At 68.1% G+C, this 12,054-nt stretch carries 13 protein-coding genes; 3 read left to right on the forward strand and 10 right to left on the reverse strand.

Features of this window, described 5'->3' with window-relative positions; translation table 11 throughout:
- The 5 genes from V7Q39_RS14380 to dapD form a co-directional block, all read right to left on the reverse strand.
- A partial coding sequence (locus tag V7Q39_RS14380) for an RNB domain-containing ribonuclease (protein ID WP_333817290.1) occupies positions 1–882 on the reverse strand: 882 nt, incomplete at its 3' end.
- Between the two features lie 159 nt (positions 883–1,041).
- On the reverse strand, positions 1,042–1,458 hold the full coding sequence (locus V7Q39_RS14385) for a GNAT family N-acetyltransferase (protein ID WP_333817302.1): 417 nt from the start codon (positions 1,456–1,458) through the stop codon (positions 1,042–1,044).
- Between the two features lie 14 nt (positions 1,459–1,472).
- On the reverse strand, positions 1,473–2,624 hold the full coding sequence (gene dapE, locus V7Q39_RS14390; protein WP_333817292.1) for a succinyl-diaminopimelate desuccinylase: 1,152 nt from the start codon (positions 2,622–2,624) through the stop codon (positions 1,473–1,475).
- A 93-nt stretch (positions 2,625–2,717) separates the two neighbouring features.
- Positions 2,718–3,053 (reverse strand): hypothetical protein, encoded by a 336-nt coding sequence (locus tag V7Q39_RS14395; RefSeq protein WP_333817293.1) that lies wholly within the window; start codon positions 3,051–3,053, stop codon positions 2,718–2,720.
- 13 nt (positions 3,054–3,066) lie between these two features.
- On the reverse strand, positions 3,067–3,891 hold the full coding sequence (gene dapD, locus V7Q39_RS14400) for a 2,3,4,5-tetrahydropyridine-2,6-dicarboxylate N-succinyltransferase (protein WP_333817303.1): 825 nt from the start codon (positions 3,889–3,891) through the stop codon (positions 3,067–3,069).
- Positions 3,892–3,975: 84 nt separating this feature from the next.
- On the opposite strand from dapD, the gene V7Q39_RS14405 reads away from it, so the two are divergent.
- Positions 3,976–4,797, forward strand: coding sequence for an LOG family protein (locus V7Q39_RS14405; protein ID WP_333817294.1), 822 nt, complete (start codon positions 3,976–3,978; stop codon positions 4,795–4,797).
- A 19-nt stretch (positions 4,798–4,816) separates the two neighbouring features.
- Here the strand turns inward: V7Q39_RS14405 and V7Q39_RS14410 are convergent, their stop codons facing one another.
- Positions 4,817–5,671 (reverse strand): NYN domain-containing protein, encoded by an 855-nt coding sequence (locus V7Q39_RS14410; protein ID WP_333817295.1) that lies wholly within the window; start codon positions 5,669–5,671, stop codon positions 4,817–4,819.
- Positions 5,672–5,709: 38 nt separating this feature from the next.
- Positions 5,710–6,921, reverse strand: coding sequence for a winged helix-turn-helix domain-containing protein (locus V7Q39_RS14415; protein ID WP_333817296.1), 1,212 nt, complete (start codon positions 6,919–6,921; stop codon positions 5,710–5,712).
- Between the two features lie 182 nt (positions 6,922–7,103).
- On the opposite strand from V7Q39_RS14415, the gene V7Q39_RS14420 reads away from it, so the two are divergent.
- Positions 7,104–8,453 (forward strand): cation:proton antiporter domain-containing protein, encoded by a 1,350-nt coding sequence (locus V7Q39_RS14420; RefSeq protein ID WP_333817297.1) that lies wholly within the window; start codon positions 7,104–7,106, stop codon positions 8,451–8,453.
- Here the strand turns inward: V7Q39_RS14420 and V7Q39_RS14425 are convergent.
- Positions 8,389–9,618 carry a UbiH/UbiF/VisC/COQ6 family ubiquinone biosynthesis hydroxylase gene (locus V7Q39_RS14425; RefSeq protein WP_333817299.1) on the reverse strand — a complete coding sequence of 410 codons (1,230 nt, stop codon included), beginning with the start codon at positions 9,616–9,618 and terminating at the stop codon, positions 8,389–8,391. The genes V7Q39_RS14420 and V7Q39_RS14425 overlap by 65 nt on opposite strands.
- 79 nt (positions 9,619–9,697) lie before the next feature.
- On the opposite strand from V7Q39_RS14425, the gene V7Q39_RS14430 reads away from it, so the two are divergent.
- Positions 9,698–11,029, forward strand: a complete 1,332-nt coding sequence (locus V7Q39_RS14430; RefSeq protein WP_333817300.1) for an amidase — start codon at positions 9,698–9,700, stop codon at positions 11,027–11,029.
- 90 nt (positions 11,030–11,119) lie between these two features.
- Here the strand turns inward: V7Q39_RS14430 and rlmH are convergent, their stop codons facing one another.
- Positions 11,120–11,590 carry a 23S rRNA (pseudouridine(1915)-N(3))-methyltransferase RlmH gene (gene rlmH, locus V7Q39_RS14435; protein WP_333817301.1) on the reverse strand — a complete coding sequence of 157 codons (471 nt, stop codon included), beginning with the start codon at positions 11,588–11,590 and terminating at the stop codon, positions 11,120–11,122.
- Positions 11,590–11,931, reverse strand: a complete 342-nt coding sequence (gene rsfS / locus V7Q39_RS14440) for a ribosome silencing factor (protein WP_333817304.1) — start codon at positions 11,929–11,931, stop codon at positions 11,590–11,592. The genes rlmH and rsfS overlap by 1 nt, the downstream gene beginning before the upstream one ends.
- Positions 11,932–12,054: the final 123 nt, after the last annotated feature.

Here is a 12,054-nt window from a genome sequence, read left to right on the forward strand (position 1 = left end):
CGCCACATCGGCGATGGCGACCCAGATCGCGAAGCCGCCGATATTGCCGGGGTCGGTATCGGCCTCGGCAAAAACCGCATCGTCGCGGTCCCGTGCATCCACCGGGTCGATCGTGACCAGAGGCAGGTCGCGCAAATCCTCGCGTCCCGCCATGCCCACCGGCTCTGCCCGGTCGGCCTCGGCGATCACCGCATCGGGGAAGACATCGGGGATGCCGTGCTGGTGGATGGCGATCAGGCTTGCCGCGCGCGGCCCCGCCGGATCGCCCAGCCGCGCCGTGACCTGCGCCGCGGGCAGGCCCAGCCGCCGCGCGCCCACCGCCTCGGCCTCGACCAGTTCGCCGTCCTTCGCGCCCATGGTCATGTCCGCCGAGACGCGCCATTCCTTGTCGTCGCCCTTCTCGACCGGCACGATCCGCCCGCCCTGCGACCCCAGACGGAACACCCCCAGCACCTTGCGGGGGTTCGACCCCAGCCGCCGGATCAGCCGCGCCTCATAGGCGTGGTCGTCGACGTCCACCTTGGCGAGCCGCGCCAGAATCCGGTCCCCCGCACCAAGCGCGGGGTCGCCCTTCTTGGGAATGATCAGGATGCGGGGGCTGTCATCCACCCCCTCTTCCAGCGGCTTCGCATAAAGGTCCCCCGCCGCATCCGGTGGCAGCACCTGCAAGACGGCGACCGGCGGCAGCACCCCCGGCTCGCGGAAGCGGCGGGCGGATTTCTCCACCACGCCCTCGTCCTCCAACTCGCGCAGCAGGCGCTTCAGCTCGATCCGGGCATCGCCCCGGATGCCGAAGGCCTTGGCAATGTCACGCTTGGCCGAAAGGCCGGGGTTCTCGGAAATCCACTGCCGGATTTCATCCTTGGAGGGCAAAGCTTTCATGGCCGAAGACCTAGCACGCCGGATGGGCCAAGACTACCCGACAAGCCCTTTCGCCTGGCAGCAAATATCCCCGCCGGAGGCACGCCCGAGGAGGAGGGCGCAAGCCCCGACGACGAGACCAAAGGCTTGCGCGTCAGCGCTCCGCCTGGAAACAGCCGGTCACACGGCGCGGCGCATGTGGCGGTGCGGGATGCCGGCGTCCAGGAACTCCTCGCCCTCGACGGCGAAGCCCAGCTTCTCGTAGAAGCCGGTCGCGTGGCTCTGCGAGCCGAGATAGGCCTCCGCCAACCCCGGCTGCGCCCGCAGCACCTCCAGCGCCGCGCCGATCAGCGCCGCGCCCAGGCCCAGACCGCGCGCTTCCGGCAGCACGCAGACCCGGCCGATCTTGCCCGTCGCGCCCTTGACCAGAAGCCGTGCCGTCCCGACCGGGCAGTCCCCGTCCCAGGCGAGAAGATGGATCGCCCGGCCGTCCAGCCCGTCGACCTCGTCCGCCTCGCTCACGCCCTGTTCGTCGATGAAGACCACCCGGCGCAAAGCCTGGCAGGTCGGCACATCCGCCGTCACCTCGATGCGGATCGGGTCCGATGGCGTCATGCGAAATAGTCCTGCAGGATGCGGGTATAGATCGCCTTCAGCTGGTCGATCTGGTCCACCGCCACCCGTTCGTTCACCTGGTGCATCGTCTTACCGACCAGCCCGAACTCCACCACCGGGCAATGATCCTTGATGAAGCGCGCATCCGAGGTCCCCCCGCTGGTCGAGGCCACCGGCTTCCGCCCGGTCTCGGCCTGCACGGCCTTGGCCACCATCGCGGACAATTCGCCCGGCGGGGTCAGGAAGGCCTCGCCCGAGACGCTGATCTTCAGCGCGATGGTCGTGCCCGTGGTTTCGGCTACCGCCTCGGCCTCATGGCGCAGCCAGGCCGACAGAGTGTCGCCGGAGTGCGTGTCGTTGAAGCGGATGTTGATCCGCGCCGTGGCCTTGGCCGGGATCACATTCCCCGCCGGATTGCCGCAGTCGATGGTGGTGATCGCAAGGGTCGAGGGATCGAAATGCTGCGTCCCCCGGTCCAGCGGCTCCGCCTCCAGCCGGGCCAGAAGCTTCACCATGGCGGACAAGGGGTTCTTCGCCCGGTGCGGATAGGCGCTGTGCCCCTGCACCCCCTCGACCGTGATGTCGGCCGTCAGCGACCCGCGGCGGCCGATCTTCATCATCTCGCCCATCTCGTTCGGGCAGGTCGGCTCGCCCACCAGGCAATGCGTCATCCGCTCGCCGTTGAAGGCCATCCAGTCCAGGATCGCGATGGTGCCGTCCTTGCTTTCGCCCTCCTCGTCGCCGGTGATCGCGATGATCACCGCGCCGTCGGGCGGGGTCTCGCGCACGAAATCCGCCGCCGCCGCGACGAAGGCCGCCACCCCAGACTTCATGTCGCAGGCCCCCCGGCCATACATGAACCCGTCGCGGATCTCGGCCCCGAACGGGTCGTAGGTCCAGGCCTCGGCATCGCCGACCGGCACCACGTCGGTATGACCGTTGAAGCCGAAGGCCTTGTTCGCCCCCGCCTTGCCCCAGCGCGCATAAAGGTTGGCGATCCCGCCCCGGTCCACCCGCGTGCAGGCAAAGCCCGCCTTGCCCAGCATGGTTTCCAGCAGGGTGATCGCCCCGCCTTCCTCCGGCGTGACCGAAGGGCAGCGGATCAGCTTGGCGGTCAGTTCCACCGGGTCTACGGGATCGAAGGGCATCGTCGGGTCCAGGTTCGGGCCCATGTCCGGGCGTTGACGTTCCCTAACCGCTTGGGCGCGCCCCTGCAACCGCAAGGCGTGTGCGTCGCCGCGTCAGTCGAAGAACGGCGTGATCTCGGCGACGATCACCGAATTCTCGCGCAGTGCCCGCTCCATCAGGAAGCGCTCCTCGTCGTCGATTTCCTCGCCGCCCTGCATCCGCTCTTCCAGCGTCCCCAGCCCCTCGACCTCCAGCGGAGCCATCTCGGCCTCTTTCAGAATCGCCACCGTCTCGCGCACCGCCTCGGCCTCATCGACGCCCGACGCATAGCACAGAAGCCCCGCCCCCGTGGCCTTGGGCGGCAAGCCGTCGCCCTCCTTGCGGCCCACCTGGACCAGCAGCGAATACACCTGCTGTGGTCGCTTCGTCTTGCCGGGCTCTTCCGTCATGATCCGCTCTCCCTCAGTCCCGCAGAAGCTCGTTGATGCTGGTCTTCGCCCGGGTCTGGGCATCCACCTTCTTCACGATCACCGCGCAGTAGAGGTTCACGCCCCCCTTCGACGGCATCGACCCCGCCACCACGACCGATCCGGCCGGGACCTCGCCATACATCACCTCGCCGGTTTCCCGGTCGACGATCTTGGTCGACTTGCCGATGAAGACCCCCATCCCCAGGACCGAGCCCTCGCGGATGATGCAGCCCTCCACCACTTCCGACCGCGCGCCGATGAAGCAGTTGTCCTCGATGATCGTCGGCCCCGCCTGCATCGGCTCCAGCACCCCGCCGATGCCGACGCCGCCCGACAGGTGGACGTCGCGACCGATCTGCGCGCAGGACCCGACGGTGGCCCAGCCATCGACCATCGACCCCTCATCGACATAGGCGCCGATGTTCACGAAGCTTGGCATCAGCACCACGCCCTTGGCGATATAGGCCGACCGCCGGACGATGGAGCCCGGGACCGCGCGGAACCCGGCCTCGCGCCAGTCCTCCGCCGTCCAGCCCTGCCATTTCGACGGCACCTTGTCCCACCAGTTCGCGCCCCCGTTCGAGCCGGAGATCTCGTGCATGTCGGTCAGGCGGAACGACAGCAGTACCGCCTTCTTCGCCCACTGGTTCACATGCCAGTCGGTGCCGCGCTTCTCGGCCACCCGCAGGCTGCCGTTGTCCAGCGCCGAAAGGGTGGCCTCGATGGCATCGCGGGTCTCGCCCTTGGTCGCGGGGCTGATCCCATCACGCGCCTCCCAGGCGGCTTCGATGGCGGCTTCCAGCGCGGCGTTCGACATGGGGCTCTTCCCTTTTCGGTTGGTCATGCGGCAGCCGACCCTATAAGGCTTGGCAAAGACCCACGCAATTCCCAGGCGCGACACATGAAAGACGAACCCCGAAGCCACCCGTTCCGCGATTCGGTCGAGGATATCGCGGCGGCAAGGCGCATTCCCGACACGCCGCAGACCCGCGCGCCCGCCTATCGCCTGGCCTTCGCCGACCGCGATTTCCTGACGCGCGAGGAACTGCGCCCCGTCCGCCTGCAGCTGGAGCTTCTGAAGCCGCAGCTGATCATGGACGAGCGCGGCATCGAGACCACCATCGTCATGTTCGGCGGCGCCCGCATCCCCGCGCCGGAACATCGCGACACCGCGCGCACCAAGGCCCTGGCCGATCTGTCGCACTACTACGACGAAGCCCGCCGCTTCGCGCGGATCATGACCGAGCGCAGCATCGCCACCTACGGGCGCGAGAACGTGATCTGCACCGGCGGCGGCCCCGGCGTGATGGAGGCCGGCAACCGCGGCGCCGACGAGGCCGGGGGCCAGTCCATCGGGCTGAACATCGTCCTGCCGCACGAACAGGCGCCGAACGCCTATGTGACCCCGGACCTGTCGTTCAACTTCCACTACTTCGCCATCCGCAAGATGCATTTCCTGATGCGGGCGAAAGCGGTCTGCGTCTTCCCCGGCGGCTTCGGCACCATGGACGAGATGTTCGAAAGCCTGACCCTGATCCAGACCGGACGGATGAAGCCGATCCCCTTCCTGCTCTTCGGGCGGGAGTGGTGGGAAAAGGTGGTGAACTGGGCCCATCTCGCGGATGCGGGCGTGATCTCGCCCGAGGACCTGTCGCTGTTCGCGATGGTGGAAACGGCGGAAGAGGCGGTCTCGGTGATCGACGGGTGGGTGGTGCCGGACTGACGTCAGTGCAGGATGCGGCTCACAGCGCATCTTCCTTCGCGTCCAGCCCCTGTAACCACACCTTCCCGTCGCGCATCCCGCCCGTGACCAGACGGGCCGGCCTCGCGACGTCTGGATAGCGCTCGGTCCAGTCGCGATAACGGTCATTGGTCACGATCCGCGCCTTCAGATCGCGGGCGGTCTCCAACAGGAACGGGTCGGCCTGCTTCCCCTTGGGCACGACAAGGATCTGATCCATCGGTAGGGACAAGAGCCTCGACAGGTCGCGTTCGCCCATGAATTCTCCGGTCAACTTGTAACCGACGTTCGCATCGAAGACGACGCCGGGCTTCAGCCCCCGTCGAGACAGATCATGTACCACCTGCAAGAGCGGAGCGAGTTGCGGAGTGTTGTCCAGCCAGTAGATCACGTTCGAACCGTCGATCAGGATTGCCTGCCTGCTGTCGCTGGGGGGGTGTGCCGTGTTGGAGGGGCGCTGTCTGCGGGGCTCGTGCCCGCCTCGTTTTGGACGCCGGGACCGGCGAGGCTGGCCGCGTAACAGGACATGCACACAAAAAACTAGCCCGGCGACAACGAGAACCACAAACGATGCCTGAACCAAACTGTCCTCCCAACCATCGAACGCCGATGCGCTGGAAGTAACCGCCGGAACAAAATGCTGGAGAAGCGGCAGACCAAACATGCGGAAAGTCTTCCCGAAAGACTGGCAGAAGGCAAACCCGATCTGCCCGCTGTCATCTTGTGACTGCCCCGTAGGGTGGGCGATCCGCCCACCGCGCGTCCAAAGCCGATTCGCGCTGGCAGGGTTAACGCGGTTCCATCCCTCCGCGCGTATGGACGGTTTCCATACGCGTTCCGTATCGGAACCAGACATCGCTTCCGGCCTGAGACCGTCAGATTACCGCTGCGTTCTCAGAGGCTTGGCCGGGCCAGCGTCTCTCTCACCCATCCGTCCAGAAACTCCACCCTGTCACACCCCGCGAACCGCGCCAGCCGGTCAAGCTCTGCCTCAAGCTTCGCGCGCCGGGCCTTGGTCAGGCGAACCCCGGCTTCCGGCCAGAAGGCCTTGACCCGCAGGGCGCCCGCGTCACGGAAAGCCTTCACGTCGATCCGTCCGACCAGCCTGTCGCCCTCCAGCACCGGGAAGACGTAGTAGCCCCAGACCCGCTTCGGTTCGGGCACGAAGACCTCGATCCGGTAGAAGAAGCCGAAGAGGTGCTCTGCCCGGTCGCGGTCGCGCAGCGCGGGGTCGAAGGGTGACAGGATGCGCAGCCGGGGGGTGGGTTCGGGAGGCTCCTCCGACAGAATCTCTGGGAAGATGAACACCTTGCGGCGTTGACCCTGCGCGCCTTCGACCTCGGCCTCGATGATCTCGCCCCGCGCCAGGGCCTCGCGGCACCACAGCTTGGCCGCCTCCGGGCCGACCGCGTTCCAGTAGGCGGCGATCTCTCCCGACGTGCCGAACCCCAGCTGCCTCAAGGCCGACCGGCAGGCCCAGTCCGTCACCTCCCCGGCGGGCACCGCTGCCCGATGCGCCTCCGGGATCACCCGTTCGGTCAGGTCGTAGATCTTGGCGAAGCCGTCGCGGCGGGTGACGGCGATCCGCCCAGTCCGCCACAGCCATTCCAGTGCGGTCTTCGAGGGATGCCAGTCCCACCAGCCACCCTTGCCGCGAACCTCTCCCTCGCCGACATCCGCGGTTCCGACCGGCCCGTCCTTCGCTATCCGATTGAGAATATTGTCGAATTGTGCCTCATACCCCTCGCGGAACCAGCGCCGCCAGTTGCTGTGCAACCGCTCTTCGTCGCGCTGGAAGCGGTGCTGCCAGATCCCGTGCAGCCGCGCCGGCAGGATCGAGGCGTCATGCGTCCAGTGCTCCCAGAGGCTGCGATCCCGCTCCAGCAGCCGCTTCAGCGCGGGCGGCCGGAAAGACTGCCGCCGCGACCACAGGATCATCTCATGCGCCCGCGCCACCGTGTTGATGCTGTCGACCTGCACGAAGCCGATCCGCTCGATCAGGTCATGCAAGGCCTGCCCGGAGGCAGGCCCAACGGGCGGTTCCGAGAGCGCGTGGCGCTGCAGGAACAGGCGGCGGGCGCGGGGGTTCGGGATCAGTTCGGGCATCTCCAAGCGGTAACATTACAAAGTGTTTCCGCGAAAGTCGGAAATGTGACCAAAAGCGTCAGTCGGCCCGGTTGCAAACCGCGAATCAGTGCCTACTATCCCCTTGTCTCCTGACACTTTTCTTTGATGACGCTTGGGCGCACCCGCAGGCCGGGGGTGTGAGCCGGAAAGGATAATGAAGCTTGCCCCACGACACGCCCCTGATCACCACCCTGGTCGCCGGTTTCGGCCTGGCCTTCGTCTTCGGCCTTCTGGCGCAGCGGCTGAAGCTGCCGCTGATCGCGGGCTATCTGCTGGCGGGTGTGGTCATCGGTCCTTTCACGCCCGGCTATGTCGCCGACAGCGAGCTTGCCGCGGAACTGGCCGAGGTCGGGGTGATCCTGCTGATGTTCGGGGTGGGGCTGCATTTCTCGCCGCGCGACCTGATGGCGGTGAAGGCCATCGCGGTGCCGGGGGCCATCGGCCAGATCGCGGTAGCCACCACCTTCGGCACCGCAATGGGCTGGGCCCTGGGCTGGGGCATGGGGGCGGCCCTGATCTTCGGCCTGGCGCTGTCGGTCGCCTCGACCGTGGTCCTGCTCCGCGCGCTTCAGGATCGCGATCTCGTCACCACCGACAAGGGCCGCGTGGCGGTGGGCTGGCTGATCGTCGAGGATCTGGTCATGGTCCTGTCGCTGGTGCTGATCCCGCCGCTCGCCGGACTTCTGGGCGGCACGGCGATGCCGGTCGCGGAAGAGGCCGAGGCGGTGGCCGAAGTCACCAGCAACATCGGCGTGGGTCCCATCGCCGCGACCGTGCTGATCACGCTGGCGAAGGCGGCGGCCTTCGTCGCGCTGATGCTGGTCGTGGGCCAGCGGGTCGTGCCCTGGGTGCTGCATTTCGTCTCGCAGACCCGCTCGCGCGAGCTCTTCCGGCTTTCGGTCCTCGGCATCGCGCTGGGCGTGGCCTATGGAGCAACCTATTTCTTCGGCGTCTCCTTCGCGCTGGGCGCCTTCTTCGCCGGGATGGTGATGTCCTCCTCCACCCTGTCGCAACAGGCCATGCGCGAGACGCTGCCCCTGCGCGACGCCTTTGCCGTGCTGTTCTTCGTCTCGGTCGGGATGCTGTTCAACCCGACCGTGATCGTCACAGCCCCGCTGGCGCTGATCGGGACGGTGGCGATCATCATCTTCGTCAAATCGGCTGCCGCCTACTACATCGTCCGCGGCTTCGGGCATGACCATGACACGGGGCTGACCATCGCGGCCAGTCTGGCGCAGATCGGGGAGTTTTCCTTCATCCTCATCAGCATGGGCGTGACCCTGGACATCGTGCCGCACGAGGCGCGCGATCTGGTGGTGGCGGGGGCGATGCTGTCGATCCTGGCGAACCCGCTGCTCTTCCATCTTCTCGACCGGCGCGAGGCGCGGAAGGCGGCCTCGCAGAGCGCGGCGGCGGAGGCAAGCGCCGAAGCTGCCGAGCCGGAGGTCAGACCGGACGCCCCGTCAGCAACTTCGGAAGCTCTCCCGTCAAGCCCGCCGCCTGCCGCATGAAGCCACGCCGCAGGCCGGGCAGGGCGTTCACCACGCCCATCCCGAGGTCGCGCCCCAGACGCAGCAGCGGATTGTCGCTGGAAAACAGCCGGTTGACCGAGTCCATCCCAAGGGCCAGCGCGGTGGAATCGAACCGCCGCCAGCGCTGATACTCCTCCAGCGCTGCGGGGCTGCCGGGTTCCTCTCCGCGCCTGCGGGCCAGAATCAGCACCTCGGCCAGCGCCGCCACATCGCGCAGGCCAAGGTTCAGGCCTTGGCCTGCGATGGGGTGGACACCATGCGCCGCATCCCCCACCAGCGCCAGGCGGGGGGCGATAAAGTGCTCGGCCAGGGACAGCGACAGCGGATAGGTGAAGCGATCGCCGGCAAGGCTGATCCCGCCCAGGAAATCGCCGAAACGGGGGCGCAGGGCATCCAGATATCCGGCATCCGTCAGGGCCTGGATCGCGGCGGCATTGGCGTCGGTCTCGCTCCAGACGATGCTGGAATGATGCCCGCCCTTCAGCGGCAAGATCGCCAGCGGGCCCGAGGGCATGAAGAACTGGTGCGCAATGCCCTGATGGTCACGCTCGTGCCGGATCGCCGTGACCAGCGCGGTCTGGCCGTAGCCCCAGCCGATCCGCCTGATCCCCGCCCGGGTCGCCACGCCCGAGCCGCGCCCGTCGCAGCCGACCAGCAGACCGGCAGTCAGCCGCCGCCCCGAGGCCAGCGTCACCGTGACGTCGGAGGGGCCAACCTCTTGGGCCTGAACGGTTTCCCCGGAGAGGAGCGTGATCTCCGGCACCGCCTGCATCGCCTCAAGGAAGGCCGCATAGAGATGCCGGTCCTCCAGCATGTGGCCCATCGGGCCTTCCTCGATCTCGGCGGCGTCGAAATGCAGGAGGAAGGGCGCAGCACCCTCACCCGCCCGGCCGTCGCTCGCCTTGATCTCCAGCATCGGCTGCGCCTTGTCGGCCACCTTCGGCCAGACGCCGATGGCCGTCAGCAGCCGGACCGAGGCGATGGCCAGCGCATAGGCGCGCCCGTCGAACCCGGCTTCGGCGCGGGTCCGGGCGGGGCGGGCATCCACGACCGTCACGCGGAAGCCGCCCTGCGCCAGCGCCAGCGCCAAGGCGGGGCCGTTCAGCCCGCCGCCCGCGATCAGGATATCGGTGTCCCAGCTCATGTCCCTCTTCTTAGCCCGCCACGACGGATTGTCCATGCGTCGGCAAGCCGCTACCGTTCCCGGAAAACGGGGGGCAGGGATGAGCGGGACCTGGGCGAACATGACGGCGGCGGACCTCGGGCGCGGGATCGGCGCGGGGAAGATCAATCCGGTGGAACTGGCCGAGGCCTTCCTCGACCGGATCGAGACCCACCCGCTGGCCCCCCGCATCTACGCCCGCGCCACTGCAGCCCGCGCAAGGGGCGAGGCGATGGCGGCGGCGGCGCGGGCCAAGGCGGGCCTGCGCAAGGGCCTGCTGGATGGGGTGCCGGTCAGCTGGAAGGATCTGTTCGACACGGCGGGCGTGGCGACCGAGGCGGGTTCGGCCCTGCTCAAGAGCCGCACGCCCGACCGGGATGCGACGGTGCTGGAAACCGCGACGCTGCAGGGGCTGGTCTGCCTTGGCAAGACGCATATGTCGGAACTGGCCTTTTCCGGTCTCGGCCTGAACCCGGTGACGGCGACGCCGCCCTGCCTGAACGATGACAAGGCGGTGCCGGGGGGCTCCTCCTCGGGCGCGGCGGCTTCGGTGGCCTTTGGCCTCGCCCCGGCGGCGATCGGGTCGGATACCGGCGGGTCGGTGCGGATCCCGGCGGCCTGGAACGACCTTGTGGGCTTGAAGACCACTGTAGGAAGCCTGCCGATGGCGGGCGCGGTGCCGCTGTGCGAGCGGTTCGACACCATCGGGCCGCTGGCCCATTCGGTCGAGGATTGCACGCATCTTCTGGCGGCGCTCAGTGGCGATCCGGTGGCCGATCTGGCGGGGGCGGACCTGTCGGGCGCCCGGCTGGCCGTGCTGGAGACGGTGGCGCTGGACGACCTGCGCGACCGTCCGGCGCAGGGGTTCGAAGATGCCGTCGCGCGGCTGGGCCGGGCCGGGGCGCAGATCACGCGGATCACGCTGCCGGAGGTGGCCGAGGCGCTGGCGCTGGCGGCGGTCGTCTTCACCTCCGAGGCCTATGGCATCTGGCGCGAGGTGATCGAGGCCGCGCCGCAGAAGATGTTCCCCCGCATCCTGGACCGCTTCCGCTCGGGCGCCTCGGTCATGGCGGTGGACTATGTTGCGGCCTGGCGGCGGCTGGAGGCGATCCAGCAGCTCTGGGCCGAACGGACTGCCGTCTTCGATGCGGTGATCCTGCCCACCTCGCCGATCCTGCCGCCGGAAGCCGACCGGCTGATGACCGACGACGGCTACTATGTGAGCGAGAACCTTCTCGCTCTCCGCAACACCCGGATCGCCAATCTGATGGGGATCTGCGCGCTGACCTTGCCGACCTCGCAACCGTCCTGCGGGATCACGCTGATGGGCGCAGCGCATGGGGAAGCGTGGCTTTTGCGGCTGGGGACGGCGGCAGAACGGGCGTTGGCGTAGGACGCATGGTGCGTGCAAGCACGGCACCCTACAATCGCGCCTCGGCGTAGGGTGTGTGCTCGCACCCACCAATCCGTCATCCACCCGATCCTACACCCGGTGATAGGGCGATCCCGCCAGGATCGTCGCGGCACGGTACAGCTGTTCGGCCAGCATCACCCGCACCAGCATGTGCGGCCAGACCATCCGCCCGAAGCTGACTGCCAGATCGGCCCGGGCGCGAAGCGCAGGGTCCACCCCGTCCGCCCCGCCGATGACGAAAGCCGCGTCCTGCCGCCCGCCATCGCGCCACCCCGCCAGCACCTGCGCAAACTCCGGGCTGGAGAGCGTCTTGCCGCGTTCATCCAGCACGCAAAGCGCCGCGCCCTCGGGGATCGCGCGGGACAGAAGCGCCGCTTCCGCCGCCATGCCCCCGCCCTTCCTGTCCTCGACCTCATGCTCGGTGGCGGGGCCAAGGCCCAGGGGCCTGCCCGTCCGGTCCAGTCGCGTGAGGTAATCGTCCACCAGATCGCGCTCGGGCCCCGCCCGCAGGCGGCCCACGGCGACAAGGTGCAAGCGCATCAGGCCTTGGCAGCGCGGGTCGCGCCCGCCCCGGACCCGACGGGAAGCCACATCTTCTCAAGCTGGTAGAACTCGCGCACTTCCGGGCGGAAGACGTGGACGATCACGTCGCCCGCGTCGATCAGCACCCAGTCGCCGGTTTCCTTGCCTTCCATGCGGACGGAGATCCGCATTTCCTGCTTCAGCCGGTCGGCCAGCTTTTCCGAGATCGCGGCCACCTGCCGCGAGGAACGGCCCGAGCAGATCACCATGTAATCGGCCACGTCCGACCGCCCGCGCAGGTCGATCTCGACGATATCCTCGGCCTTGTCGTCGTCGACCGACTTCAGGACCAGGGCCAGGACGTCCTCGGAGCGATGCTCTTGCGAAGCGGCGTCGGGGGTTTTCGGGCGCGGACCGACGGGCAGGCCGGTGGCGGGATCAGAATGCGACAGGACCTTGTCCTCCAGGGAAGCGCGGACAAG

Origin of the sequence: Tabrizicola sp. (assembly GCF_036781545.1) — a bacterium.
Lineage (GTDB): Bacteria > Pseudomonadota > Alphaproteobacteria > Rhodobacterales > Rhodobacteraceae > Tabrizicola.